Origin of the sequence: Variovorax paradoxus EPS (assembly GCF_000184745.1) — a bacterium.
Classification (GTDB): Bacteria; Pseudomonadota; Gammaproteobacteria; order Burkholderiales; family Burkholderiaceae_C; genus Variovorax; species Variovorax paradoxus_C.
This window is the reverse complement of sequence record NC_014931.1, coordinates 6,369,505-6,394,147: the sequence shown is the minus strand read 5'-3', so window position 1 is coordinate 6,394,147 and position 24,643 is coordinate 6,369,505. Positions and strand designations below refer to the sequence as shown.

Sequence of the window (24,643 nt, the reverse complement as noted above, 5' to 3'; positions counted from 1 at the left end):
TCCTCAATGAACGACACGGCGTCTACCCCTTCACGTCTGCTCAAAATCACCGCTGTGACGGCGCGCTGGCTGTTGGGTTTGCTGATCGCTGCATGGCTTCTGCTGGCGCTGTCAGTCGTTGTCCTACACGCGTGGATTGTGCCGCGAATCGGTGATTTCCGCGGCGCTCTGGAGGCACAGGCTAGCAAGGCCATCGGCGTGCCGGTTCGCATCGGGTCTATCACCGCCCGTCCCGAGGGGCTTTTCCCGGCCTTCGAACTGCGCGACGTGGTGCTGCAGGATGCCGACCAGCGCGAGGCACTTCGCCTCGTGCGCGTGGTGGCCAGCGTGTCGCCGCGATCGATCTGGCGCTTCAGTTTCGAGCAGCTCTACATCGAGGGTCCGCAGCTCGACGTGCGCCGCGATGCTCAGGGAAAACTCCATGTGGCTGGATTGCACATGGACACCGATACGACCGGAGAGACCCGCGCCGCCGACTGGTTTTTCGCGCAGCGCGAGCTGGTCATCGAAGGCGGCACCGTGCGCTGGACCGACGAGCAGCGCCAGGCCGAGCCGCTTCTTTTGACCGACGTGCGCTTCGTGGCGCGCAACGGCGGCCGCCGCCACGGCCTCCGGCTCGATGCCACGCCGCCCGCCGGCTGGGGCCAGCGTTTCACGCTGCGCGGGCAGTTCCGCCAGCCGCTCCTGTCGGTGCGCACCGGCCGCTGGCAGACCTGGGACGGCCAGATCTACGCCGACCTGCCCTACATCGACGTCACGCGCCTCGGCCAATACGTTTCGCTCGATGCGCGCATCCGCGAAGGCAACGGTGCGGTGCGCCTCTGGGCCGACGTGCAAGACGGCCAGCTCGTGGGCGGCGCGGCCGACCTGGGGCTCGACCGCGTCGATGCCTCGCTGGGCAAGGGCCTGCAGCCGCTGGTGCTGCGCTCGGTCACCGGCCGCCTCGCGGGGCACCTGAAAGACGACACCCTCGAGTTCTCGACCACTGCGCTGCAGTTCGACACCTCCGACGGCATGCGCTGGCCCGGCGGCAACCTCTGGCTGCAGCACACGCCGGCCAAGGGCCGAACGCCCGAGAAGGGCGCGTTGCGTGCCGACCGGCTCGACCTGGCCGCGCTCGCGCTCATCGCCGACCGGCTGCCGCTGGGCGATGCCACGCACCGCGTGCTCGACAGCTACGCGCCGCGCGGGCTGGTCGAGCACATCGACCTGAGCTGGCAGGGTTCGCTGGGCGCGCCCGACAAGTACCAGGCGCGCGGCCGCGTGAGCGGCCTGCGCGTGGCCTCGCAGCCGGCGCCGGCAACGCCGGCTCCACCTGCGACGCCTGCCACGGCAACGGCCACGGCCACGCCTCCTCGCGCGCATCCCGGCACGCCCGGCCTGAGCGGCACCACCGTCGACTTCGACGCCACGCAGGCCGGCGGCACGGCCACGCTGGCCATCGCGCAGGGCACGCTCGAATTCCCGGGCGTGTTCGAAGAGCCCGTGATCCCGATCGATCGGCTCTCCACGCAGCTCCAGTGGAAGCTGGACAACGGCAACGCGCAGCTGCAGGTTTCCAAGCTGCGCTTCGCCAACACCGACGCCGAGGGCGATGCCGAGGCGAGCTGGCGCACCAGCGACCCGGCCGTCTCCAGCAGCAAGGGCCGTTTCCCGGGCGTGCTCGAGCTGCAGGGCAAGCTCACCCGCGCCGACGGCACGCGCGTCTTCCGCTACCTGCCGCTCGACATTCCCCAGCACACCCGCGACTACGTGCGCGACGCCGTCACCAAGGGCACCGCGAGCACCGTCGATTTCCGCGTGCGCGGCGATCTGCACGACATGCCGTTCAAGGACCCGAAGCTGGGCGACTTCCGCATCGCGGCCAAGGTGGCGGATGTCGACTACGCCTATGTGCCGCCCTCGCTCGCCGCCACGTCTCCGCGCAGCGCGGCGCCCGCGCCGGTGTGGCCTGCGCTGACCGGCCTCTCGGGCGAACTGGTGTTCGAGCGCGACAGCATGCTGGTGCGCAATGCGCGCGGCCGCCTGGTCGGCGCCACCGGTGTCGAGGTGACCAAGGGCGAGGCGCAGATTCCCGAGCTGTCGCACCACGCGCAGGTGCTGCGCGTCGATGTGCAGGCCAAGGGCCCGCTCGGCGAGGTGCTGCGTGTGGGCGCGCCGCTGGCCGGCGAGACGGGCGAGATCATGCGCACCGCGCGCGCCACCGGCTCGGCCGACTACAAGCTGCACCTGGAGCTGCCCCTCGCGGCGATGGACAACGCCAAGGTGCAGGCCAGCGTTGCGCTGGCCGACAACGAACTGCAGGTCGTGCCCGATGCGCCCTCGCTCACGCATGCCAAGGGCACGCTCAATTTCACCGAGACCGGCTTCTCGCTGGCCGGCGTGCAGGCGAAGCTGCTCGGCGGCGACATCCGCCTCGAAGGCAAGGGCCGCTTCACCGGCCCCAACCGCGAGGTCGCGCTGAAGGCGCAGGGCACCGCCACCGCCGAGGGCCTGCGCGGCGCGCGCGAGGTCGACTGGCTCGCGCGCCTCGCCGAGAAGGCCACCGGCAGCACGCCGTACGCGGCCACGTTCTCGGTGCGCGACGGTGCCTCCGAGCTCTCGCTCACGAGCAGCCTGCAGGGCCTCGCGCTGCAACTGCCGGCGCCGCTGTTGAAGACGGCCGAGGAGCAGATGCCGCTGCGCATCGAGAAGAAGGTGCTGTTGCGCGAGACCCGCGACAGCCGCCAGGGCGGCACCACTGTCGCCACGCAGGACCAGCTCTCGCTGGAACTGGGCCGCGTCGGCGCGGTGCAGTTCGTGCGCGACATCTCGGGTGCCGAGGCGCGCGTGCTGCGCGGCAGCATCGGCGTCGGCCTCTCGGCGGGCGAGACTGCGAGCCTGCCCGACAAGGGCGTGTTCGCGAACGTCAATGTGGACAAGCTCGACATCGCCGCATGGGACGCCCTCCTGGGCGCCGCCGCGAGCAGCAGCACCCCGAGCGAAGCCCCCGGCGCCGGCGAGGACGCCGCGCAGGCCTACATGCCCACGCGCATCGCGGTGCGCGCGCAGCAGCTGGGCGTTGCCGGGCGCACGCTGCACAACGTGGTGCTGGGCGGCACGCGCGAAGGGGCGCTCTGGCGCGCCAACATCGACGCCACCGAACTGAGCGGCTACGCGGAGTACCGCCACGCGCAGGCCGGCCGGCTCTATGCGCGGCTCGCGCGCCTGAAGATCGCGCCGTCCGAGGCGACCCAGGTCGAGGCCCTGCTCGACGAGCAGCCCGGCACTCTGCCCGCGCTGGACATCGTGATCGACGACTTCGAACTGCTCGGCAAGCGCCTGGGCCGCGCCGAGATCGATGCGGTCAACCGCGGCGGCGCGGGCCGCGAGTGGTTGCTGAACAAGCTGACCTTCACCATGCCCGAGGCGAGCTTCGCGGCCAAGGGCACCTGGGCCGCCATTCCCGGCGCCACCGCCGGCCAGCGCCGCACGGCCATGACCTTCCGCCTCGACATCGCCGATGCCGGCGACCTGCTCGCGCGCTTCGGCATGTCCGGCGTGCTGCGGCGTGGCAAGGGGCGGCTGGAAGGCGATGTCAACTGGCGCGGCTCGCCGTTCTCGCTCGACTACCCGAGCCTGGGCGGCAACCTGCAGGTCGATGTGGAATCGGGCCAGTTCCTCAAGGCCGACCCCGGGCTGGCCAAGCTCCTGGGCGTGCTGAGCCTGCAGGCGCTGCCCCGCCGCCTCACGCTGGACTTCCGCGATGTGTTCAGCGAGGGCTTCGCCTTCGACTTCATCCGTGGCGACGCCAAGATCAACAAAGGCATCGCGAGCACCAACAACCTGCAGATGAAGGGCGTCAACGCCGCGGCGCTCATGGACGGCTCGGCCGACATCGTGCGCGAGACGCAGAACCTGCGCGTGGTGGTGGTGCCCGAGATCAACGCCGGCACTGCCGCGCTGGTGGCCACGGCCATCAACCCGGCCATCGGCCTCGGCACCTTCCTCGCGCAATGGGTGCTGAGCAAGCCGCTGGCCGCCGCCGCCACGCAGGAGTTCCACATCGAAGGCACCTGGGCCGACCCCAAAATAGCCAAGGTGCCGCGCTCGCTGCAAATGCCGAGCCTTCCGGGATTGCCGGGATCACCGGGCCGGACCGGTTCCGCGGCCGCGGAAGAAGGCAAGAAAACGGAGACCACGCAATGAAAGTCGCAGCCATCCAGATGGTGTCGGCCATCGCCCGCGAAGCCAACCTCGCGCGCGCCCACGACCTGCTCGCCGAGGCCGCCGCGGCGGGCGCCGAGCTCGCGGTGCTGCCCGAGTATTTCTGCATGATGGGCGCGCGCGACACCGACAAGCTGGGCCTGCGCGAGACGGCCGGCGCGGGCACGGTGCAGGGGTTCCTGGCCGATGCGGCGCGCGAGTTCGGCCTGTGGATCGTGGGCGGCACGCTGCCCATCGAGAGCACCGATGCCGAGCACGTCTTCAACAGCTCGCTGGCCTTTGCGCCCGACGGGCAGTGCGTGGCGCGCTACGACAAGATCCATCTCTTCTTCTTCGACAACGGCACCGAGCGCTACGACGAGCGCCGCGTCATCGCGCCGGGCGCCAAGCCCGTCGTGTTCGACCTGCCTTCGCGCGACGGCCACAACTGGCGCATCGGCATGAGCGTCTGCTATGACCTGCGCTTTCCCGAGCTGTACCGCGCACTCGCCAAGCAGGGCGCCGACCTGCTGCTGGTGCCCAGCGCCTTCACTCGCACGACAGGCGCCGCCCACTGGGAAGTGCTGCTGCGCGCCCGCGCCATCGAGAACCTCGCATGGGTGGTGGCGCCCGCGCAGGGCGGCACGCACGAGAACGGCCGCCAGACCTGGGGCCAGTCGCTCGTCATCGATCCCTGGGGCACGGTGGTGGCGCAGCAGGCGAGCGATGAAGGCGTGGTGCTGTTCGACATCGACGCGAAGCAGATCGAGCGCACGCGCGCGCAGCTGCCCGTGCTGTCGCACTGCGTGCTTTAGCCGCGATGTCCTCCGATGCGCTGCTGACCGTCGCACCGCCGCGGTGGGCGCGATCCGTCTATGTGCGGATGCGCTCGCTGTGGCAGCGCTGGTTCTTGTGGCTGCTGCTCGCGGTGCTGGTGTCGGTGCTGCTGGTCACGGTGGTGTGGCTGGCAGGTCGGCACGAGGTCGAGCAGGTGCAGGCCCAGCTCGACCGCGACACCGCCGACGCCGTCGCCGATCTGCGCAGCGGCTTCCAGCGCAATGCGCAGAGCCTGCGCGCCACGCAGACGCCGGGCACCGACCGCGCGAAATGGAACGATGCCGCGGCCGCTCTGCTGCGCGAGCACCGCGAGTGGCTGCGGCTCGAGTGGCGCGATGCCGCGCTGCGGCCGGTCGAGGCCATCAACACGCCCTACCGCATGCGCCTTCTCGACGAGGCGAGCCGCGGCCCCGAGCAGTCCGACGTGATGCTGGCCTGCGCGGCCGCCCGCAAGCTCGGCGCGGGCGCGTACTCGCCAAGCCACTACGTGCCGATTGCCGGCGGCGGCGGTGTCGAGGTGATGGAGTTCTGCGTGCCGATCGACGGCGGCGGTTTTCTCGTCGCGAGCTATTCGCTGCGCGACGCGCTCATCGAGCTGGTCGGCCCCACGCTCACGCGCGGGCAGGAAGTGGCGTTCACCGAGACCGACGGCACGCGGCTGGTGGCGCTGGGCAGTTCGCGCCGCGTCGGCACGCGCGTCTTCACCTCGCAGCAGCTGATCGACCTGCCGGGCGCCGCGTTGATGCTGCGCGTCGATGGCTGGCGCGCCGCGCCCGACCTGTTCCCGAACATGCTCACGGCACTGGTCACCGCGATCTCGATCGCGCTGGTGTCGGTGCTGGTGCTGCTCGCGCGCGACACGCGGATGCGGCTGCGCGCCGAGCGCGACCTGGCCGATGCGCTCGCGTTCCGCAAGGCGATGGAAGACTCGGTCATCACCGGCCTGCGCGCACGCGACCTGCAGGGGCGCATCACCTACGTGAATCCGGCTTTCTGCGAGATGGTCGGCTTCACCCCCGAGGAGCTCATGGCCGACAGCGCCGATGCACCCGAAGCGCCCTATTGGCCCACCGAACTGGCGCACGAATACCAGCAGCGCCAGGCGCGGCGGCTGGCCGGCGGCATGCCGCCGCGCGAGGGGTTCGAATCGGTCTTCATGCGCAAGGACGGCACGCGCTTTCCGGTGCTGATCTTCGAGGCGCCGCTCATCAACGCGCACCGCGTGCAGACCGGCTGGATGAGCGCGTTCATCGACGTGAGCGAGCAGCGCCGCATCGAGGAGCTTTCGCGCGCGAGCCAGGAGCGCCTGCAGGCGAGCGCGCGGCTCGCCACGGTCGGCGAGATGGCATCGCTGCTGAGCCATGAACTCACGCAGCCGCTGGCCGCGATCGCGAGTTATGCCAGCGGCTCGCTCAACCTGCTCGGGCCTCATGCCAAGGGCGACCAAGGCGAAGTCGCGATGGCGGTCAAGCGCATCGCCGAGCAGGCCGACCGCGCGGGCCAGGTGATCCGCAGCGTGCACGACTTCGTGCGCCGGCGCGACCGCACGCGCGAAGCTGTTGCGCCGCAGGCACTCATCGACGCGGTGCTGCCGCTCGTGCGGCTGCAGGCGCGCAAGCTCGGCGTGATCATCGAGGTGGTGCTCGAAGACCGGCTGCCCGCGGCCATGTGCGACCGTACGCTGGTCGAGCAGGTGCTGCTGAACCTCGCGCGCAATGCGATGCAGGCGATGGACAGCCCCGACAACGTCGGCAGCCGCGTGCTGCGGCTGCGCGTGGCGCGCGCGGTGGCGGTGGGCGGGAGCACCACCGCCGACGACGCCCGCCGGTGGCTCGAGTTCTCGGTGGCCGACCTGGGTTGCGGCATCAGCGACGACGTGGCCGAGCGGCTCTTCACGCCCTTCTTCACCACGCGCGCCGACGGCATGGGCCTCGGCCTGAGCCTGTGCCGCACGGTGGTGGAGCAGCATGGCGGCGCGCTCATGCACGAACCCAACCGGCCGCGCGGCACCGTGTTCCGCTTTACCCTTCCGAGCACATGACGCGCCTGCGGCCTTCGCTCTTCCTGGAATTGTTGATATGCAACCGCTGATCGATGGACTCATCTATATCGTCGACGACGATGCCAGCGTGCGCGAGGCGCTGGCCTGGCTGCTGCGCTCGCGGCGTCTGGCGAGCGAGCATTTCGGCAGCGCCGAGGCCTTCGAGCAGTTGCTGGCCGAGGGCCCGCTGCCTGATCAGCCGCGCTGCCTGCTGCTCGATGTGCGCATGCCCGGCACCAGCGGGCTCGTGCTGTTCGACCGGCTCGCCGAGCGCGGCCTGCTGGACGCGATGCCGGTGATCTTTCTCACCGGCCACGCGGACGTGCCGACGGCGGTGGATGCCGTCAAGCGCGGTGCCTTCGATTTCTGCGAGAAGCCGTTCTCGGACAACGCGCTGGTCGATCGCATCGAGCAGGCGCTCGGGGCGTCGCTGCGCGCGCTCGAGGTGCAGCGCGTGCGCCACAGCCTCGCCGGGCGCATCGCCGAACTGACGGACCGCGAGCGCGACGTGATGCGGCTCGTGGTCGAAGGATTGCCGAACAAGCTGATCGCCGATCAGTTGGCCATCAGCGTGCGCACGGTGGAGGTCCACCGGGCGCGCGTGTTCGAGAAGATGGAAGTGAAGTCGGCCGTCGAATTGGCGAACCGACTTCGGGATCTTTAGGAGATCAGGCCTTTTCCGCGACGAAGATCTCGACGCGGCGGTTCTGGGCACGGCCAGCGGCGGTGCCGTTGTCGGCCAGCGGTTCGCGCGAGCCGCGGCCGTCGGTCGTGATGGCGGTGGTCGACACGCCGCGGCCCACCAGGTGGTTGCGCACGCTGTCGGCGCGGCTCACCGAGAGGCGCTCGTTGCCTTCCTCGCTGCCCGTCGCATCGGTGTGGCCGACCACGCGCACGCTGGCGGCGGTGGCGCTCTTCAGGCCTTCGGCGACCTTGTCGAGCACCTGCGCGAGGTTGCGCTTGACGTTGGCGCGGCCCGTGTCGAACGACAGCTCATTCGGAATGACCACGTGCAGCTGGTTGTCGGCGGTCTGCTCGATCACCACGCCCGTGCCCTTGGTCGAGGCTTCCAGGTCGGTCTTCAGTGCGGCCAGGCGCGCTGTCCAGCTGTTGGCGGGCGGTGCCGGCTGTGCGGCCGGCGCGGGCGCCGGCGGCGGTGCGGACTGCGAAGCGCAACCTGCAATGAACATCAACGCAGCCGCTGCTGCTGCACCCGAGACAAGAAGCTTCCTCATGAGTTTTTCCCTCTTATGGACCAATGAAAACGATGGCGGGAACCGGCCGTTCGATGCGGCCGGTTTCCCGGTGGGGGTGGCTGCTTAGCCGCGCGGGCCGCGCTCACCCACGTAGATTTCGACGCGGCGATTCTGCGCGCGGCCGGCGTCGGAGTTGTTGTCGGCCACCGGCTCGTGCGAGCCGCGGCCTTCGATGCGGAAGGCCGCCGCATTCACGCCGCGTGCGACCAGATAGTCGCGCGTGCTGGCGGCACGGTCGACCGACAGCGGGTTGTTGATGGCGTCCGAGCCGGTGCTGTCGGTGTGGCCGATGATGCGCACCTCGGCATTCGGGTTGTTCCGCAGGCCGCTGGCGAACTGGTCGAGCACCGGTGCGAAGTTGGGCTTGATGTTGGCGCGGCCCACGTCGAACGACACGTCGCTCGGAATGGCCAGCTTCAGCTCATTGTTCTGGGTCTGGGTCACGGCAACGCCGGTGCCCTGCGTGGCGGCTTCCATCTGGCGCTTCTGGTTTTCCATGCGCTGCGACCACAGGTAGCCGCCGAGCGCGCCGGCTGCCGCGCCGACCACCGCGCCCGTGCCGATGGCACCGCGGTTGCCGCCGGTGGCCGAGCCGATGGCGGCGCCGCCCAGTGCGCCGATGCCGGCACCGATGCCGGTGTTGCGTTGGGTGTCTGTCATGCCGCCGGCGCAGCCGGACAGGACGATGGCGGTGGCACAGGTGGCAAGTACGAACTTTTTCATGGCGATCCCTTTCGATGTTGAATCAAGCGGGGCACAGCTTAGCGCTGGGGAGGGTACGCGATGGTACGGGTTCAAGGCCCTACGGAAAATAAGAAAACCTTCGCCATTGCGCGTGCATGCTGCGATGATTGCTACTAAAGTAATAGCGACCAGGCGCTTCTCCGACATGGGTGCGCGGCGGCGGGCTACGCAAGCAATTCACGGTTTCGGCGGCGGGCGTCCATCGTCGGGCGCGCGGTCGGCTTCGGCCTCCGTGTCGTCATGCAATTCACCCTTGCTGCGGCCGGAAAACATGGTCCACCAGATGATCAAGATGAACACGAGTCCCGCGGCGAGGGCTTCAAGCAGAATCAAACCCATGAGAAATGGACTCCAGTGGCTGGTCGGGCTTGCGATCGTAGCAACGCTCGCCGGCTGTTCCGTCGGCCCCCGCGTGCCCGACGCCCCCACCCGGCCTTCCGCCACCCCGCCGCGCGAGCTCGGTCCGCTGACCGGATCGCTCGCGCACCCCAAGAGCCGCTGGGTGCCCGTCGGCTGGGCGGAGCTGCCGGGCTTCAGCGAAGACCCGCTGCACGAAGCCTGGATCGCGCTGCTCGCCAACTGCGTGCGCCCCAACGCCGCCTTCGCGCCGCTGTGCCGCGACGTGCGCCAGCTGGCCATCGCCACCCCCGAAGAGCAGCGCCAGTGGATGACCGACCGGCTGCAGCCCTATCGCGTCGAATCGCTCGCGGGCCAGAGCGAAGGCAAGCTCACCAGCTACTACGAGCCGGTGTACGAAGCCTCCCGCGTGCCGAGCGCCGCCTTCAGCGTGCCGCTCTACCAGGCGCCCGAGGGCCTCGTGCCCAAGCGCCCCTGGTACACACGCCAGGAAATCGAGACCCTGCCCGAAGCCCAGGCCGCGCTGCGCGGCCGCGAGATTGCGTGGATGGCCGACCCCATCGATGCGCTGATGCTGCACATCCAGGGTTCGGGCCGCCTGCGCATCACAGAGGCCAACGGCTACCAGCACACCGTGCGCGTGGCCTTCTCGGCCACCAACGAGCAGCCGTACCGCAGCGTGCAGCAGTGGCTCATGAGCCAAGGCGTGAGCAAGGTCGGCAAATGGCCCGACGACACCAAGGCCTGGGCCGTGCAGAACCCGCAGCGCGTGTCGCAGCTTTTGTGGAGCAATCCGCGCTACGTGTTCTTCCGCGAGGAAACGATGAGCGAGGTCGATGCCGCCTTCGGCCCGCGCGGCGCGCAGGGCGTGCCGCTCACCGCGGGCCGCTCGATCGCGGTCGACCGAGAGAGCATTCCCTACGGCACGCCGGTGTGGCTCGCCTCGAGCGGGCCGGCGGCGCAACTGCAGAAGCTGGTGGTGGCGCAGGACACCGGCAGCGCGATCCTCGGCGCGGTGCGCGCCGATTACTTCGCAGGCACCGGTCCCGATGCGGGTCGGCTGGCTGCGAGCGTGAACCAGCCGCTGCGCCTCTGGGCCCTGTGGCCAAGGCAGCTCCCCGCGCCCTGACCGAAGAACGGGATCGGCCGATCCTTTCCCGATCCCTTTCCAGAAACACCGAGGAACCGGCTTTGCCAGGCCTCTGGTGTTGCCCCCGGTAGGGGGGAAGGAGAAGCGACACGAAGTGCGCGCAGCCTGGGGGCGAGCCACGTCCCGCCTGGGGGCGAGCCACGCCTTTCAGAACAACCTGACGGGAACCTGATCAATTCACGGGAGTGTCATACGAAGTGCCTAGCTTCGCGGGTTGTCTTCTTCTTCAACCCACGAAAGAAATTGCGCATGACCGCAAACACCCGTTCCGACGAATCCGGGATCGATCTCGACGATATCGGCACCAACCCCACCGCCAACCCCTCGTTCACCGACCTGATCGCCTCGCGCCTGAGCCGCCGCCATCTGTTCGGCCTGGGTGTCGGCACTGCAGGCACGGCGCTGCTGCAGGCTTGCGGCGGTGGTGGCGGTGGCGGCACGTCGTTCCCCATCCTGCCCCCGGCACCCGCGCCCGCACCGCCGGCACCGACGCCCGCACCGCCCGCGCAGCAGGCGCCGCTCAAACTCAATTTCAATGCCGTGGCCAAGAGCCTGGACGACGTGGTGAGCGTTCCCGCCGGCTACACCGCGAGCGTGCTCTACCGCCTCGGCGACCCGATCGCCGCCGGCGTGCCCGCCTATGCCAACGACGGCACCGACGCACCGTCCACCTACGACCGCCGCGCCGGCGACCACCACGACGGCATGACCTTCTTCGGCATCAATGCGTCGAACAAGTGGGACCCGGCCGGCGCATCGCGCGGCCTGCTCGTGATGAACCACGAAGCCATCACGCCGCTGTTCCTGCACCCCGCCGGCCAGACGGTCGTGGGCGGCGTGCGCACCGTCGCCGACGAAGTGCTGCGCGAGTTCTACCTGCACGGCGTGAGCGTGATCGAGGTCAACAAGGTCGGCAATACCTGGACCTACAAGCAGGACTCGAGCTTCAACCGCCGCGTTCACACGCTGACCGAAATGGCCTTCTCGGGCCCGGCCGCCAAGACCGACTACCTGAAGACGAAGTACTCGACCGACGGCAGCAAGACCCGCGGCACGCTCAACAACTGCGCCAACGGCACCACGCCCTGGGGCACGTATCTGACCTGCGAAGAGAACTGGGCCGGCTACTTCCGGCGCATCGCAGCCAACGACAACCTGAAACGCAGCGACAAGGAAAAAGCTTCCTTCGCCCGCTATGGCGTCGCCGGCAGTGACGGCCTCGGCCGCGAACGGTGGGCCACCGTCACGCCAGACACCGCCGACAACCTCTACGGACGCTGGAACACCGAAGCCATCGGCGCCACCGCCAACGACGACTTCCGCAACGGGCACAACACCTACGGCTGGGTGGTCGAGATCGATCCGTTCACCCCCGCCAGCACGCCCAAGAAGCGCACCGCGCTCGGCCGCTTCGGCCATGAAGGCGCCTGCCTCGGCCCGGTCGTGGTCGGCAAGCCGCTGGTCTGGTACATGGGCGACGACTCGCAGAACGAGTACCTCTACAAGTTCGTCTCGACCAAGGCCTGGGATGCGGCCGACATCGGCGGCGGCATCGCGGCCGGCGACAAGTACATGGACGACGGCAAGCTCTACGTCGCCAGGTTCAACGCCGACGGCACGGGCAATTGGCTCGAGCTGAAGCTGGGCGTGAACAACATCACGTCGGGCTACGCCGGCTATGCATTCGCCGACGCGGCTGACGTGGTGATCAACGCACGCCATGCCGCCGATGCCGCAGGCGCGACGAAGATGGACCGCCCCGAATGGACGGCCGTCAACCCGAAGAACGGCGAGGTGTACCTCACGCTCACGAACAACGGAGCACGCACGCTCAAGGGCACCGACGCCGCCAACCCGCGTTACTACAACGACCCCAAGGGCGTGGCGCAGGCCCCGCAGACGGGCAATCCGAACGGCCACATCGTGCGTTTTGCCGACGCGGGCGGTGACCCGGCTGCCGTGAGCTTCAAGTGGGACGTGTATCTCTTCGGCGCACGCTCGACGGCATCGGCCGACGTGAACCTCTCGAATCTCGCTGCGGACAACGACTTCTCCAGCCCCGACGGTCTGTGGTTCAGCGAAGCGGCGCCCGGCCTGTTGTGGCTGCAGACCGACGACGGCAAGTACACCGACGTGACCAACTGCATGATGCTCGCGGCGTTGCCCGGCAAGGTCGGCGACGGCGCGGCGAAGACCATCACCAACGTGGACGGCGGCACCACCGGCACGCAGGCGACCTTCGTCGGCAAGGCGCCCGGCACTGAGGGCCTCCGCCGCTTCCTGGTCGGCCCGAAGGACTGCGAGATCACCGGTATCGCCGAATCGGGCGATGGCCGCGCGCTGTTCGTGAACATCCAGCATCCGGGTGAAACGACGGCGGCCGCGAACATCGGCGATCCGACGAAGTTCGGCAGCCATTGGCCCGAAGGCGGCAATGCCCGTCCGCGCTCGGCGACGGTGGTGATCACGAAGAACGACGGCGGCCTGATCGGCCTCTGAAGTGAGCCAGGCACCGTGGACCGGCCTCGCCGATCCACGCGTGCGGCTCCCGAATGTGGACGACGACACGCGGCTGTCGTCGTGTTCGCGTGCGTGCGGCGTCATCGTTTTGTCATGAGCGATGCACGCCGTCGTCACAGTGGATAACTAAGGTTCACGCCTGACTGGCAGCGAGAGAGGCTGCACGGTCATCCACCCGCAACACCCACGATAACTCGGGAGAATTTCCATGTCCGATTCCAAGGCGCAGTCTGGCGCCTCGCGCCGTCACGCCCTCAAATTGCTCGGTGCCGCACCGATGCTGCCGCTCGGCGGCCTTGCCTTCCTCACTGCCTGCGGCGGCGGTGGTGACGGCGGCGCCAGCTTCCCGTTCATTCCCCCAGCGCCCGCTCCTTCGCCGGCACCTGCACCGGCTCCCGCCGCCAACTTCGTCTCGGCCGAGTTCGGCAGCATGGCCGCACCATCGCTCGCGGACGCAGCCGCCATGGCCACCACCACGGTCGGCTCCACGCTCAAGGTGTCGTTCGACAACGGCAGCTCCACCGAATACAAGCTGGCCTACCAGCCCTTCTTCCTGACCGGCGACATGGTGTCCGACGGCAAGGGCGGCAAGGTGCTCGCCGGCGGCTACGTCGACATCAACAACAAGCCCATCGTCGACGCCTCGGTGGTCGGCAAGGAGCGCCAGTTCTTCTCGGACGCACCCGACGGCAGCTCGCTGCTGACCGTGCCCAACGCCAGCGTGCCCGGCGTCAAGGGCAAGCCGGTGTTCGCGGTGGTCCAGTTCGAATACACGACGAAAAACCAGGCTGGTGCCAGCACCTACGGCCAGCTGCCCTCGCCGATCGCCGTGCTCACGCTCGACCAGGACCAGACCACCGGCAAGCTGAGCCTGGTGAAGTACCACAACGTGGACATGTCCAGCGCCCACGGCCTGTGGATCACCTGCGGCGCGAGCCTCTCGCCCTGGGGCACGCACCTCTCGAGCGAAGAGTACGAACCCGATGCCTTCACCGCCTCGGGCAACGCGCAGTTCAAGGCCTACAGCAAGAACGTGTTCGGCAGCGAGACCACGGCCAAGGCCTACCACTACGGCCACCTGCCCGAAGTCACGGTGAACCCCGACGGCACCGGCAGCGTGAAGAAGCACTATTGCCTCGGCCGCATCTCGCACGAGCTGATCCAGGTCATGCCCGACAACCGCACCGCGCTCATGGGCGACGACTACACCAACGGCGGCCTCTTCATGTTCGTGGCCGACAAGGAGAAGGACCTGTCCGCCGGCACGCTGTACGTCGCCAAGGTGGGCGCTGGCTTCTCGATCGACCCGGCCGCCGCCGGCGCCGACCTGACCTGGATCAAGCTGGGCCACGCCACCAGCGCCGAGATCGAGGCGCTGGCCAACACCGTCGCGCCGACCGACATCATGGATGTGAAGTTCGCCGACCCGGCCGATGCGAGCTACACGAAGATCTTTGCCGACGGCGTCGCGCAGTGGGTGAAGCTCGTGCCCGGCATGGAGAAGGCGGCAGCGTTCCTCGAGACGCACCGCTACGCCAACCTCGTGGGCGCCAGCATGGCCTTCACCAAGATGGAAGGCACCACCGTCAACGCCAAGGACAAGGTCGCGTACTCGGCGCTGGCCAACATCCAGTCGTCCATGGTCAAGGGCAACGCCGCATGGCGCGCAGACCTGAACGTCACGGTTGACACGGCCCTCGTGGCTGGCGGCGTGATGGCGCACAACCTGGCCGGCGGCCAGAAGGACATCGGCGGCGCCGCGATCAACAGCGAATGGGTGCCCGTGAAGACCAAGGCGCTCATCGTCGGGGAGGACATCGCCGCCGACGCGTTGGGCAACAACGCCAACCCCGACAAGATCGCCAGCCCCGACAACATCAAGTTCTCGGAGAAGATGCGCACCCTCTTCATCGGCGAAGACAGCGGCAACCACGTCAACAACTTCCTGTGGGCCTACAACATCGACACGAAGAAGCTCAGCCGCATCCTGTCGACCCCTGCCGGTGCCGAATGCACGGGCTTGCACGCGGTGGACGAGATCAATGGCTGGACCTACATCATGAGCAACTTCCAGCACCCGGGTGACTGGGGCACGGGTCCTTCGAAGACGCCCGCCGACGGCCTGCACGGCAAGGTTTACACCACGCTCGACCCGCTGATCAAGACCAACTACAAGGACGGCTTCAGCGCCGTCGTCGGCTACCTCACGGCCGATCCGATCCAGCCGAAGCTCGCGAAGTAAGCCTGCTTTTCAAAGCGGGATTCGATTCAGGACGGCGCTGCCGGCAACGGCAGCGCCGTCTTGTATCTGACCTGCTTCAACGCAAAGCTCGAGCGGATCTTCTCGATCCCCGGAATCGGCGTGAGCTGCTCCATGATGAACCGCTCCAGCGCCGCCATGTCGGCCACCGCGATGCGGATCAGGTAGTCGCTGTCGCCGGTCATGAGATAGCACTCCATCACCTCGTCGTGCTCGGCGATGCGCTGCTCGAAGTCGGCGAGCGACTGCTTGCTCTGCGTCGTGAGGCTGATCGAGATGAACACGTTGAGCCCGAGGCCCAGCGCCTTCGCGCTTGCGAGCGCCACGTAGCGGTCGATCACGCCATTGGCTTCGAGCATCTTCACGCGCGCGAGGCAGGGCGAGGGCGAGAGGTGCACGCGGCGCGCGAGCTCCACGTTCGACAGCGCGCCGTCGCGTTGCAGCTCGTCGAGAATGCGCAGGTCGATGGCGTCCAGTTGCATGAAATGCTTCGAAATGAAGAAGTGGCGGCATTTTATGCCGCGATGAGCGCGTGGGATTGCCTGCGCCGGTAGCTAATTTTCCGCGTGCCGGCTTAAAGTGCCGTCATGAACGCCCCGATTTCAGCCGACCAGATGCGCGCCCTGTTGCTCGACAGCCCGATGTCGAACGACCCCGATCCCGCGGAGACCGCCGAATGGCGCGATGCCTTCCTGGCGCTCGCGCAAACGCAGGGCCCGCAGCGCGCGCGCCAGATGCTGGTCGAACTGGCCCGCCTCGCGCGGCAGCAGCGCATCGGCTGGCAGCCTGAACTGGCAACGCCATACGTCAACACCATTGCCGCCGAAGACCAGCCGCCGTTTCCGGGCGACCTCGCGGTGGAAGAGCGCCTGGCTTCGCTGATGCGCTGGAACGCGCTCGCGATGGTGGCCAAGGCCAACCAGGCGTACGGCGAACTCGGCGGGCACATCGCGAGCTACGCGAGCGCGGCCGACCTGTTCGAGACCGGCTTCAACCACTTCTTCCATGCGCGCAGCGAGCAGCATCGCGGCGACCTCGTGTTCTTCCAGCCGCACAGCGCGCCCGGTGTCTATGCGCGTGCTTTCCTCGAAGGGCGCCTCAGCGAAGAAGACCTCAAGCACTACCGCCAGGAACTCACCGCGCCGGCCTTCACCGAAGGCAGCGGCGCGCGCGGCCTCAGCAGCTATCCGCATCCGTACCTGATGCCGGACTTCTGGCAGTTCCCCACCGGCTCGATGGGCATCGGTCCGATCAGCTCGATCTATCACGCGCGCTTCATGCGCTATCTCACGCACCGCAACCTCTTGAACTGCGAAGGCCGCAAGGTCTGGGGCGTGTTCGGCGACGGCGAGATGGACGAGCCCGAATCGATGAGCGCCCTGACGCTCGCTGCGCGCGAGAAGCTCGACAACCTCGTGTGGGTCGTCAACTGCAACCTGCAGCGCCTCGATGGCCCGGTGCGCGGCAACGGCCGCATCATCGACGAGCTCGAGAAGCTCTTCGCCGGCGCAGGCTGGAACGTCGTCAAGCTCGTGTGGGGCAGCGACTGGGACGGCCTTTTCGCGCAGGACGTGAGTGGCGCGCTCGCGCGCGTGTTCGCCAACACCGTCGACGGCCAGATGCAGACCTTCGCCGCGAAGGACGGCCGCTTCAACCGCGACAACTTCTTCGGCCAGAACCCCGAGCTCGCGCGCCTGGCCGAAGGCATGACCGACGAGCAGATCGATCGCCTCAAGCGCGGCGGCCACGACCTCGTGAAGATCCATGCCGCGTATGCCGCGGCGGCCAAGCACAAGGGCCAGCCCACCGTGATCCTCGCCCACACCAAGAAGGGCTACGGCATGGGCAGCGCCGCGCAGGGCAAGATGACCACGCACTCGCACAAGAAGATGGGCGACGTGGACCTCATCGAATTCCGCGACCGCTTCAACCTGCCGCTCACCGATGCGCAGGCCACCGCGATGGACTTCTACCGCCCGGCCGAAGACAGCGCCGAGATGCGCTATCTGCGCCAGCACCGCGAATCGCTCGGCGGCGCGATGCCGCGCCGCGAGACCGCGTGCGACGTGGTGCCCAAGCCGGACATCGCGAGCTACGCGCAGTTCGCCACCGCGGCCGCCGGCAAGGAGATGAGCACCACCATGGCCTTCGTGCGCATGCTGGGCAACCTCATGAAGGACAAGGCCCTCGGCCCGCGCATCGTGCCCATCGTGGCCGACGAGGCGCGCACCTTCGGCATGGCGAATCTCTTCAAGCAGGTGGGCATCTATTCGAGCGTGGGCCAGCGCTATGCGCCCGAAGACATCGGCTCGGTGCTGAGCTATCGCGAAGCGACCGACGGGCAGATCCTCGAAGAGGGCATCAGCGAAGCCGGCGCCATCGCGAGCTGGACGGCCGCGGCCACCAGCTACAGCGTGCATGGCCTGGCGATGCTGCCGTTCTACATCTACTACTCGATGTTCGGCTTCCAGCGCGTGGGCGATGCGATCTGGGCCGCGGCCGACCAGCGGGCGCGCGGCTTTTTGCTCGGCGCCACGTCGGGGCGCACCACGCTCGGCGGCGAAGGCCTGCAGCACCAGGACGGCAGCAGCCACCTCGTGGCCGCGACGATTCCGAACTGCAAGGCCTACGACCCGGCCTACGCAGGCGAGATGGCGGTGATCGTCGATGCGGGCATCCGCGAAATGATGGTCGAGCAGAAGGACGTTTTCTATTACGTCACGCTCATGAACGAGAACTACGCGCAGCCAGATGTGCCCGCGGGTGCGGAAGGCGACATCCTGCGCGGGTGCTATCGCTTCGGCACGTACGCGCCGGCTGGATCGGTTTCGGGCAAGGCCAGGAAGAAGGTCACGCTGATGGGCTCGGGCGCGATCCTCACCGAGGTCGTGAAGGCCGCCCAACTGCTGGCCGACGAAGGCATCGAGGCCGAGGTGTTCAGCGTCACGAGCTGGAGCGAGCTTGCGCGCGACGGCCTGGCGTGCGAGCAGCGCGCGATTGCAGGCGAAGAAGAGGCCGGCGAAGCGTTCATCGCCCAGCAACTCGGCAAGGGCAAGGGCCCGATCGTCGCCGCCACCGACTACGTGCGCAGCGTGCCCGAGAGCGTGCGCGCCTTCCTGCCCGAAGGCCGCCGCTACCTCACGCTCGGCACCGACGGGTTCGGCCGCAGCGACACGCGCGCGGCATTGCGCCAATTCTTCGGGGTGGACGCGGCGAATATCGCGCGTGCCGCGCGCTACGCACTCGGCTGAGTTCAAGGCGCGCGCCTGTTGCAGGGGTCCTGCGATCGGCTGGGTTTCACCCGAGCCAAGTCACCGCCCGGGATTTGTATGATGACCTGACAAACAGGCACGCCGCGCCGCGCGCGGTGTCTTTCCGTTTGCAGTGCCGTCGTTCATCGTGGGATCGGCGGCATCCTGCGAGCGCGCACCCGATACCAAGCGAAAGCCCGAACCATGACCATTGAAACCATCCCCATCGTCGGCCTTGTGGGCCTCGGCGCCATGGGCAGCGGCATGGCGCAATCGCTGCGCCGCGCGGGCCATGCGCCGCATGTGTTCGACGTGCGCCCCGGCGTGGCCGAAGCCTTTGCGCGAGATGGCGGCACGGCATGCGACACGCTGGCCGCGCTCGGTGCGCAGTGCGACATCGTGGTCAGCGTCGTCGTCAACGCGGCGCAGACCGAGTCCGTGCTGTTCGGCGACGGCACCACGCCCGGTTGCGCGGCGTCCATGAAGCCTGGCAGCCTCTTCGTGATGTGTTCGACTGTCGATCCGAACTGGTCGGTCGCGCTCGAAGCGCGCCTTGCCGCGCAGGGCATCCTGTACCTTGACGCACCGATCTCCGGTGGCGCCGCCAAGGCCGCGAGCGGCCAGATGACGATGATGACCGCCGGCACGCCTGCCGCCTACGCCAAGGCCGGCGGCACGCTCGACGCGATGGCCGCCAAGGTCTATCGCCTCGGCGATTCGGCTGGCGCTGGCAGCAAGGTAAAGGTCATCAACCAGCTGCTGGCCGGTGTGCACATCGCCGCCGCCGCCGAGGCGATGGCGCTGGGCCTGCGCGAAGGCGTGGACCCGGACGCGCTCTACGAAGTCATCACCCACAGCGCGGGCAACAGCTGGATGTTCGAGAACCGCATGGCCCACGTGCTCGCGGGCGACTACACGCCGCTGTCGGCCGTCGATATCTTCGTGAAGGACCTGGGCCTCGTGCTCGACGTGGCGCGCGCGAGCAAGTTTCCGCTGCCGCTCTCGTCCACCGCACACCAGATGTTCATGCAGGCATCGACCGCGGGCTTCGCGCGCGAGGACGACAGCGCGGTCATCAAGATCTTCCCCGGCATCGCACTGCCGGGAGCCAAAGGAAAAGCGCCATGAGCAAGTTGCTGCTCGGCTGCATCGCCGACGATTTCACCGGCGCGACCGACCTCGCCAACAACCTCGTGCGTGCGGGCATGCGCGTGGTGCAGGCCATTGGCGTGCCAGCCACGCCGCTCGATGCGGATGTCGATGCGGTGGTGGTCGCGCTCAAGTCGCGCACCATCGCGCCGGCCGAGGCCATTGCGCAATCGCTCGATGCGCTGCGCTGGCTGCAGGCGCAGGGGGCGCAGCAGATCTACTTCAAGTACTGCTCCACCTTCGACAGCACACCGCAAGGCAACATCGGCCCGGTCACCGAGGCGCTGATGGATGCGTTGCAGTGCGACTTCACCATCGCCACGCCCGCCTTCCCGGACAACAAGCGCACCGTGTTCAAGGGCTACCTGTTCGCGGGCGACGTGCTGCTCAACGAGAGCGGCATGCAGAACCATCCGCTCACGCCGATGACCGATGCGAACCTCGTGCGCGTGCTGCAGGCGCAGTGCACGCGCAAGGTGGGGCTGATCGATCACACGGTGGTGGCGCGCGGTGATGCGGCCGTCGCCGAACGCATCGCGCAACTGAAGAGCGAGGGCGTCTCGATCGCGATCGTCGATGCGGTGTCGAACGACGATCTGCTGCGCCTCGGCCCGGCGCTCGCGAAGATGCCGCTGGTCACCGCCGGCTCGGGCGTGGCCATCGGGCTGCCTGCGAACTTCGGGATTGCGCCTTCTTCGCAAGCCAGCGCATTGCCGGCAGCGGGCGGGTTGCGTGCCGTCGTGTCGGGCAGCTGCTCGCTCGCGACCAACCGGCAGGTGCTCGACTTCATCCAGCGCGGCGGCGCGGCATTGGCGATCGATCCGCTGCGCATCGCGGCGGGCGTGGATGTCGCGGCTGAAGCGTTGGCATGGGCCGCGCCGCTCGTCGCCAGGCAACCGGTGCTGGTCTACTCCACCGCCGAGGCCGGCGCCGTGAAGTCGGTGCAGGGCAAGCTCGGTGTCGAGGAAGCGGGCGCGATGGTCGAGCGCACCATTGCCGCCATCGCACGCGGGCTGGTCGACAAGGGCGTGCGCCAACTGGTCGTCGCGGGTGGCGAGACCTCGGGCGCCTGCGTGCAGGCACTGCGCATCGCGCAGATGCAGATCGGCCCGCAGATCGACCCCGGCGTGCCGTGGTGCTATGCGCGCGCCGAGGCCGCCAAAACCGCGGATGGCGCAGGCGTGCACATCGCGCTCAAGTCGGGCAACTTCGGCGGCGACGATTTCTTCACCAAGGCCTTTACAGTGCTGGCATGACCGAGAACCAAGCACGCGAAGAAATCTGCCGCGTCGGCCGCAGCCTGTTCGAGCGCGGGTACGTGCATGCGACGGCTGGCAACATCAGCGTTCGGCTGGACGATGGTTTTCTCATCACGCCGACCGATGTCTGCCTCGGATTTCTCGATCCGGCGCGGCTCGCACGGCTCGATGCGGATGGCAAGCAGACCGGTGGTGACCGCGCCAGCAAGACCATCGCGCTGCACACGCGCATCTATGCCGCCGCGCGCAAGTTCGATGCAGAGACCGCCTGCGTCATTCACACGCACAGCACGCATTGCGTCGCGCTCACACTGACCGCAACGGGCGACGAACTGCTGCCCGCGCTCACGCCGTATTTCGTGATGAAGGTCGGCCATGTGCCGCTCATTCCGTACCACCGTCCCGGCGCGCCGGAAGCGGCGGAGCAGGTGGCGCAAGCCATCGAGCGCTTCGGCGCCGCGGGCACGCCTATCCGCGCCGTGATGCTCGAACGCCTCGGCCCCAACGTGTGGCACGAGACGCCGGCCGCCGCCATGGCGGTGCTCGAGGAACTCGAGGAAACCGCCAGGCTCCAGATGCTCACGAATGCCGCCAAGCCGTCGCCGCTGGATGTCTCTCAGATCGATGAACTGCGCACCACCTTCGGTGCGCGCTGGTAGTAAAGACAAGCCATGCCCCAATTCGCCGCCAACCTCTCGATGCTCTATCCCGAGCTCGATTTCCTCGACCGTTTCGATGCCGCCGCCAAAGACGGCTTCAAGGCCGTCGAGTACCTCTTCCCCTATGCGTTCGCGAAGGAAGACATCGTCGCGCGCCTGAAGCACAACGGCCTGCAGCAGGTGCTTTTCAACGGCCCGCCCGGCAACTGGGAGGGCGGCGAGCGCGGCCTCGCGTGCCTGCCCGGCCGGGATGCCGAATTCCGCGAAGGCATCGCGAAAGCCATCGACTACGCCGTGGCCCTTGACTGCCCGCGCATCCACGTCATGGCCGGCCTCGTGCCGCAAGACCTGCAGCGCGATGCCGTGCGGCCCGTGTACCTCGACAACCTGCGCTTTGCGGCAGAAGAGGCCGCGAAGGCCGGCCGCGACGTGCTGATCGAGCCGATCAACACGCGGGATATCCCCGGCTTCTTCCTCAACCGGCAGGACGATGCGCACGACATCGTCGAGACCATCGGCGCACCGAACCTCAAGGTGCAGATGGACCTGTACCACTGCCAGATCGTCGAAGGCGACGTGGCGATGAAGATCCGCAAGTACCTGCCCACCGGCCGCGTCGGCCACCTGCAGATCGCCGGCGTGCCCGAGCGCCACGAGCCCGACATCGGCGAGCAGAACTACGGCTATCTCTTCGACGTGATCGACGAGGTGTCGAGACAAAGCGGCTGGCAAGGCTGGGTCGGCTGCGAGTACCGGCCCAAGCGTGGATCGGAGCCGGGCGGCACGTCGGCGGGCCTCGGCTGGCTGCGCGCACTGCAACAACAGCGCGCATGAAGCTGGAGTCGCTGCGCATTCCGGCGCCACTGCGCGGCTTCGCGGCGGGCGGTGCGCAGGTCTTCGATATCACGCTCGATGGCGACAAGGTCGCGGCCATCGTGCCCAGTGCCTCGCAGACGCAAGCGCGCGGCACGCTGCTGAGCGGGCTGGTCGAAGCCCATGCGCACATCGACAAGAACTACACCGTGCAGGAAGTGGGAGCGGCACAGGGCAACCTGTTCACGGCCATCGAGCGCATGGAAAAGCACCGCGCCGGCTGGACCGGCGAAACGCTGCGCCTGCGCATGGAACGCGCGCTGCATGACGCCTTGCAGTCGGGTACGCGCGCGCTGCGCACGCATATCGATTGGGTGCAGCCTGAAGCACCGGCCGCTCTGGCCGTGTTCGAAGCACTGCGCGAGGAATGGCACGGCCGCATCGAGCTGCAGTTCGTCTCGCTCACGCCGCTCGATGTGTTCGCGGACCTCGCAGCGGGCGAGCGCATCGCCGGCGAAGTGAAGCGCGCGGGCGGCGTGCTCGGCGCCTTCGTCTATCGCAACGAAGGCATCGTCCACAAGCTGGGCCGCGTGTTCGATCTCGCGCAGCAGCATGGCCTCGGCCTCGACTTCCATGTCGACGAAGGGCTCGATGCCGATGCCACCGGCCTGCGCAGCATTGCCCAACTGGTACGCGCGCGCGACTTCAAGCAGGGCGTCGTCTGCGGCCACTGCTGCTCGCTCTCGGTGCAGGATGACGCGGTCGCCAACGAGACGCTCGCGCTGTGCGCCGGCGCGGGCCTGCACATCGTCGCGCTGCCCACCACCAACCTCTACCTGCAAGGCGCCTGGGACCGCACGCCCGTGCCGCGCGGCATCACGCGCATCCACGAGGCGGCGGCACGGGGCTTGCGTGCGAGCCTGGCCACGGACAACGTGCAGGACGCCTTCTATCCCTACGGCAGCTACGACCTCGTGGAGACCTTCGGCCTCGGCGTGCAGATGGCGCACCTCGCGCCCGCAAGCGACTGGCTCGATGCGATCACTGTCAGCCCCGCGAAGGCGCTCGGCCTCGCGTGGGACGGCCGCATCGCACCGGGCTGCCCCGCGGACCTGGTGCTGCTCGCAGCGACCGACGAGCATGATCTCATCGGGCCGCGCGGGCGCGAACGCACTGTGATCCGTGCCGGTCGAATTCTGGAGAAAACACAATGAGCATGGGCAAGCCAATGGCCAACTACGCCGCCGCGAAACGCGTCGGCGATTTCGTCTTCATGAGCGGCGTGGTCGCGGTCGATCCGGCCAAGCGCCGCGCGGTCGCGGGCTACGACGACATCCCCGAGGAAGCCCGCACCGCATTGCAAGGCGTGGGCTACGCCACCGGCCAGATGTCGGTCGATGTGTTCGAGGCCGCCATCGTCGCGCAGAGCTGGTTCGTGCTGGAGCGCATCCGCCAGATCGCGGCCGAGCATGGCGGCACGATGGACGATGTGGTCAAGCTGGTGCAGTACTTCCGCCACCTGCCGCACTACGCGTTCTACAACCGCGTGCGCGGCCTCTTCTATCCGGGCGAGCCGCCGGTGAGCACGGTGGTCGAGGTGTCGCGCTTCCTGCCGGGGGACGAGGTGCTGGTCGAGGTCGAAGCGACGATGTATTTGCCGCAGAAATGACCCCCCGTTCGGACTGAGCTTGTCGAAGTCTTGCGCGGCGCTTCGACAGGCTCAGCGTGAACGGATGATGGATGTGATTCCCTCCCCCGTTCGGACTGAGCTTGTCGAAGTCTTGCGCGGCGCTTCGACAGGCTCAGCGTGAACGGATGATGGATGTGATTCCCTCCCCCGTTCGGACTGAGCTTGTCGAAGTCTTGCGCGCGCTTCGACAGGCTCAGCGCGAACGGATGATGGATGTGATTCCCTCCCCCGTTCGGACCGAGCTTGTCGAAGTCTTGCGCGGCGCGTCGACAGGCTCAGCGTGAACGGATGATGGATGTGATTCCCTTCCCCGTTCGGACTGAGCTTGTCGAAGTCTTGTGCGGCGCTTCGACAAGCTCAGCGTGAACGGATGATGGATGTGATTCCCTCCCCGTTCGGACTGAGCTTGTCGAAGTCTTGCGCGGCGCGTCGACAGGCTCAGCGTGAACGGATGATGGATGTGATTCCCTCC

General features: G+C 68.1%; 18 protein-coding genes. 14 read left to right on the top strand and 4 right to left on the bottom strand.

The window, feature by feature from the left end; genetic code table 11:
- Nucleotides 1–6 precede the first annotated feature (6 nt).
- From VARPA_RS29310 to VARPA_RS29295, 4 genes are read left to right on the top strand one after another with little or no spacing between them, the layout of a single operon-like run.
- On the top strand, nucleotides 7–4,188 hold the full coding sequence (locus VARPA_RS29310; protein WP_013544219.1) for a YhdP family protein: 4,182 nt from the start codon (nucleotides 7–9) through the stop codon (nucleotides 4,186–4,188).
- The gene (locus VARPA_RS29305; protein WP_013544218.1) at nucleotides 4,185–5,000 is read left to right on the top strand and encodes a carbon-nitrogen hydrolase family protein; all 816 of its coding nucleotides are present in this window, start codon (nucleotides 4,185–4,187) and stop codon (nucleotides 4,998–5,000) included. The genes VARPA_RS29310 and VARPA_RS29305 overlap by 4 nt, the downstream gene beginning before the upstream one ends.
- A gap of 5 nt (nucleotides 5,001–5,005) precedes the next feature.
- Nucleotides 5,006–7,063: a two-component system sensor histidine kinase NtrB gene (locus tag VARPA_RS29300; RefSeq protein WP_013544217.1), complete on the top strand. Its 2,058-nt coding sequence runs from the start codon at nucleotides 5,006–5,008 to the stop codon at nucleotides 7,061–7,063.
- Nucleotides 7,064–7,100: 37 nt separating this feature from the next.
- Nucleotides 7,101–7,727, top strand: coding sequence for a response regulator transcription factor (locus VARPA_RS29295; protein ID WP_013544216.1), 627 nt, complete (start codon nucleotides 7,101–7,103; stop codon nucleotides 7,725–7,727).
- A gap of 4 nt (nucleotides 7,728–7,731) precedes the next feature.
- On the opposite strand, the gene VARPA_RS29290 is transcribed toward VARPA_RS29295, so the two are convergent.
- From VARPA_RS29290 to VARPA_RS31490, 3 genes are all read right to left on the bottom strand, one after another.
- Nucleotides 7,732–8,298 (bottom strand): OmpA family protein, encoded by a 567-nt coding sequence (locus VARPA_RS29290; RefSeq protein WP_013544215.1) that lies wholly within the window; start codon nucleotides 8,296–8,298, stop codon nucleotides 7,732–7,734.
- 84 nt (nucleotides 8,299–8,382) lie between these two features.
- Nucleotides 8,383–9,042 (bottom strand): OmpA family protein, encoded by a 660-nt coding sequence (locus VARPA_RS29285; RefSeq protein WP_013544214.1) that lies wholly within the window; start codon nucleotides 9,040–9,042, stop codon nucleotides 8,383–8,385.
- Between the two features lie 198 nt (nucleotides 9,043–9,240).
- Nucleotides 9,241–9,402 carry a hypothetical protein gene (locus VARPA_RS31490; protein WP_167330566.1) on the bottom strand — a complete coding sequence of 54 codons (162 nt, stop codon included), beginning with the start codon at nucleotides 9,400–9,402 and terminating at the stop codon, nucleotides 9,241–9,243.
- On the opposite strand from VARPA_RS31490, the gene VARPA_RS29280 reads away from it, so the two are divergent.
- The 3 genes from VARPA_RS29280 to VARPA_RS29270 all read left to right on the top strand — a co-directional run bounded on the left by VARPA_RS29280 (nucleotide 9,401) and on the right by VARPA_RS29270 (nucleotide 15,332).
- Complete coding sequence (locus VARPA_RS29280) at nucleotides 9,401–10,549, top strand: murein transglycosylase A (RefSeq protein WP_013544213.1); 1,149 nt, start codon at nucleotides 9,401–9,403, stop codon at nucleotides 10,547–10,549. The genes VARPA_RS31490 and VARPA_RS29280 overlap by 2 nt on opposite strands.
- Before the next feature lie 270 nt (nucleotides 10,550–10,819).
- A complete protein-coding gene (locus tag VARPA_RS29275; protein WP_013544212.1) occupies nucleotides 10,820–13,069 on the top strand; it encodes a PhoX family protein in 2,250 nt (749 codons plus the stop codon).
- A gap of 229 nt (nucleotides 13,070–13,298) precedes the next feature.
- A complete protein-coding gene (locus VARPA_RS29270; RefSeq protein WP_013544211.1) occupies nucleotides 13,299–15,332 on the top strand; it encodes a PhoX family protein in 2,034 nt (677 codons plus the stop codon).
- Between the two features lie 26 nt (nucleotides 15,333–15,358).
- Here the strand turns inward: VARPA_RS29270 and VARPA_RS29265 are convergent, their stop codons facing one another.
- Entirely contained in the window at nucleotides 15,359–15,832 is a 474-nt protein-coding gene (locus tag VARPA_RS29265; RefSeq protein WP_013544210.1) for an Lrp/AsnC family transcriptional regulator, read from the bottom strand.
- A gap of 105 nt (nucleotides 15,833–15,937) precedes the next feature.
- On the opposite strand from VARPA_RS29265, the gene mdeB reads away from it, so the two are divergent.
- From mdeB to VARPA_RS29230, 7 genes are all read left to right on the top strand, one after another.
- On the top strand, nucleotides 15,938–18,601 hold the full coding sequence (mdeB, locus tag VARPA_RS29260) for an alpha-ketoglutarate dehydrogenase (RefSeq protein WP_013544209.1): 2,664 nt from the start codon (nucleotides 15,938–15,940) through the stop codon (nucleotides 18,599–18,601).
- A gap of 204 nt (nucleotides 18,602–18,805) precedes the next feature.
- The gene (gene ltnD, locus VARPA_RS29255) at nucleotides 18,806–19,729 is read left to right on the top strand and encodes an L-threonate dehydrogenase (protein ID WP_013544208.1); all 924 of its coding nucleotides are present in this window, start codon (nucleotides 18,806–18,808) and stop codon (nucleotides 19,727–19,729) included.
- On the top strand, nucleotides 19,726–21,006 hold the full coding sequence (gene otnK, locus VARPA_RS29250; protein WP_013544207.1) for a 3-oxo-tetronate kinase: 1,281 nt from the start codon (nucleotides 19,726–19,728) through the stop codon (nucleotides 21,004–21,006). The genes ltnD and otnK overlap by 4 nt, the downstream gene beginning before the upstream one ends.
- Nucleotides 21,003–21,668, top strand: a complete 666-nt coding sequence (locus VARPA_RS29245; RefSeq protein WP_013544206.1) for an aldolase — start codon at nucleotides 21,003–21,005, stop codon at nucleotides 21,666–21,668. The genes otnK and VARPA_RS29245 overlap by 4 nt, the downstream gene beginning before the upstream one ends.
- Before the next feature lie 12 nt (nucleotides 21,669–21,680).
- Nucleotides 21,681–22,502 carry a 2-oxo-tetronate isomerase gene (gene otnI, locus VARPA_RS29240; protein WP_013544205.1) on the top strand — a complete coding sequence of 274 codons (822 nt, stop codon included), beginning with the start codon at nucleotides 21,681–21,683 and terminating at the stop codon, nucleotides 22,500–22,502.
- Complete coding sequence (locus VARPA_RS29235) at nucleotides 22,499–23,695, top strand: amidohydrolase family protein (protein WP_013544204.1); 1,197 nt, start codon at nucleotides 22,499–22,501, stop codon at nucleotides 23,693–23,695. The genes otnI and VARPA_RS29235 overlap by 4 nt, the downstream gene beginning before the upstream one ends.
- A complete protein-coding gene (locus tag VARPA_RS29230; protein WP_013544203.1) occupies nucleotides 23,692–24,150 on the top strand; it encodes a RidA family protein in 459 nt (152 codons plus the stop codon). Before VARPA_RS29235 ends, VARPA_RS29230 begins: the two co-directional genes overlap by 4 nt.
- Nucleotides 24,151–24,643 lie beyond the last annotated feature (493 nt).

Excerpts from the sequence above, each read along its gene's own strand:
- VARPA_RS29245 (WP_013544206.1), top strand. The coding sequence starts at position 21,003 with ATGACCGAGAACCAAGCACGCGAAGAAATCTGCCGCGTCGGCCGCAGC.
- VARPA_RS29230 (WP_013544203.1), top strand. The coding sequence starts at position 23,692 with ATGAGCATGGGCAAGCCAATGGCCAACTACGCCGCCGCGAAACGCGTC.
- VARPA_RS29270 (WP_013544211.1), top strand. The coding sequence starts at position 13,299 with ATGTCCGATTCCAAGGCGCAGTCTGGCGCCTCGCGCCGTCACGCCCTC.
- VARPA_RS29285 (WP_013544214.1), bottom strand. The coding sequence starts at position 9,042 with ATGAAAAAGTTCGTACTTGCCACCTGTGCCACCGCCATCGTCCTGTCC.
- VARPA_RS29275 (WP_013544212.1), top strand. The coding sequence starts at position 10,820 with ATGACCGCAAACACCCGTTCCGACGAATCCGGGATCGATCTCGACGAT.
- VARPA_RS29265 (WP_013544210.1), bottom strand. The coding sequence starts at position 15,832 with ATGCAACTGGACGCCATCGACCTGCGCATTCTCGACGAGCTGCAACGC.
- VARPA_RS29280 (WP_013544213.1), top strand. The coding sequence starts at position 9,401 with ATGAGAAATGGACTCCAGTGGCTGGTCGGGCTTGCGATCGTAGCAACG.
- VARPA_RS29305 (WP_013544218.1), top strand. The coding sequence starts at position 4,185 with ATGAAAGTCGCAGCCATCCAGATGGTGTCGGCCATCGCCCGCGAAGCC.
- VARPA_RS29235 (WP_013544204.1), top strand. The coding sequence starts at position 22,499 with ATGAAGCTGGAGTCGCTGCGCATTCCGGCGCCACTGCGCGGCTTCGCG.
- VARPA_RS29310 (WP_013544219.1), top strand. The coding sequence starts at position 7 with ATGAACGACACGGCGTCTACCCCTTCACGTCTGCTCAAAATCACCGCT.
- VARPA_RS31490 (WP_167330566.1), bottom strand. The coding sequence starts at position 9,402 with ATGGGTTTGATTCTGCTTGAAGCCCTCGCCGCGGGACTCGTGTTCATC.
- ltnD (WP_013544208.1), top strand. The coding sequence starts at position 18,806 with ATGACCATTGAAACCATCCCCATCGTCGGCCTTGTGGGCCTCGGCGCC.
- VARPA_RS29300 (WP_013544217.1), top strand. The coding sequence starts at position 5,006 with ATGTCCTCCGATGCGCTGCTGACCGTCGCACCGCCGCGGTGGGCGCGA.
- mdeB (WP_013544209.1), top strand. The coding sequence starts at position 15,938 with ATGAACGCCCCGATTTCAGCCGACCAGATGCGCGCCCTGTTGCTCGAC.
- otnI (WP_013544205.1), top strand. The coding sequence starts at position 21,681 with ATGCCCCAATTCGCCGCCAACCTCTCGATGCTCTATCCCGAGCTCGAT.
- VARPA_RS29290 (WP_013544215.1), bottom strand. The coding sequence starts at position 8,298 with ATGAGGAAGCTTCTTGTCTCGGGTGCAGCAGCAGCGGCTGCGTTGATG.
- otnK (WP_013544207.1), top strand. The coding sequence starts at position 19,726 with ATGAGCAAGTTGCTGCTCGGCTGCATCGCCGACGATTTCACCGGCGCG.
- VARPA_RS29295 (WP_013544216.1), top strand. The coding sequence starts at position 7,101 with ATGCAACCGCTGATCGATGGACTCATCTATATCGTCGACGACGATGCC.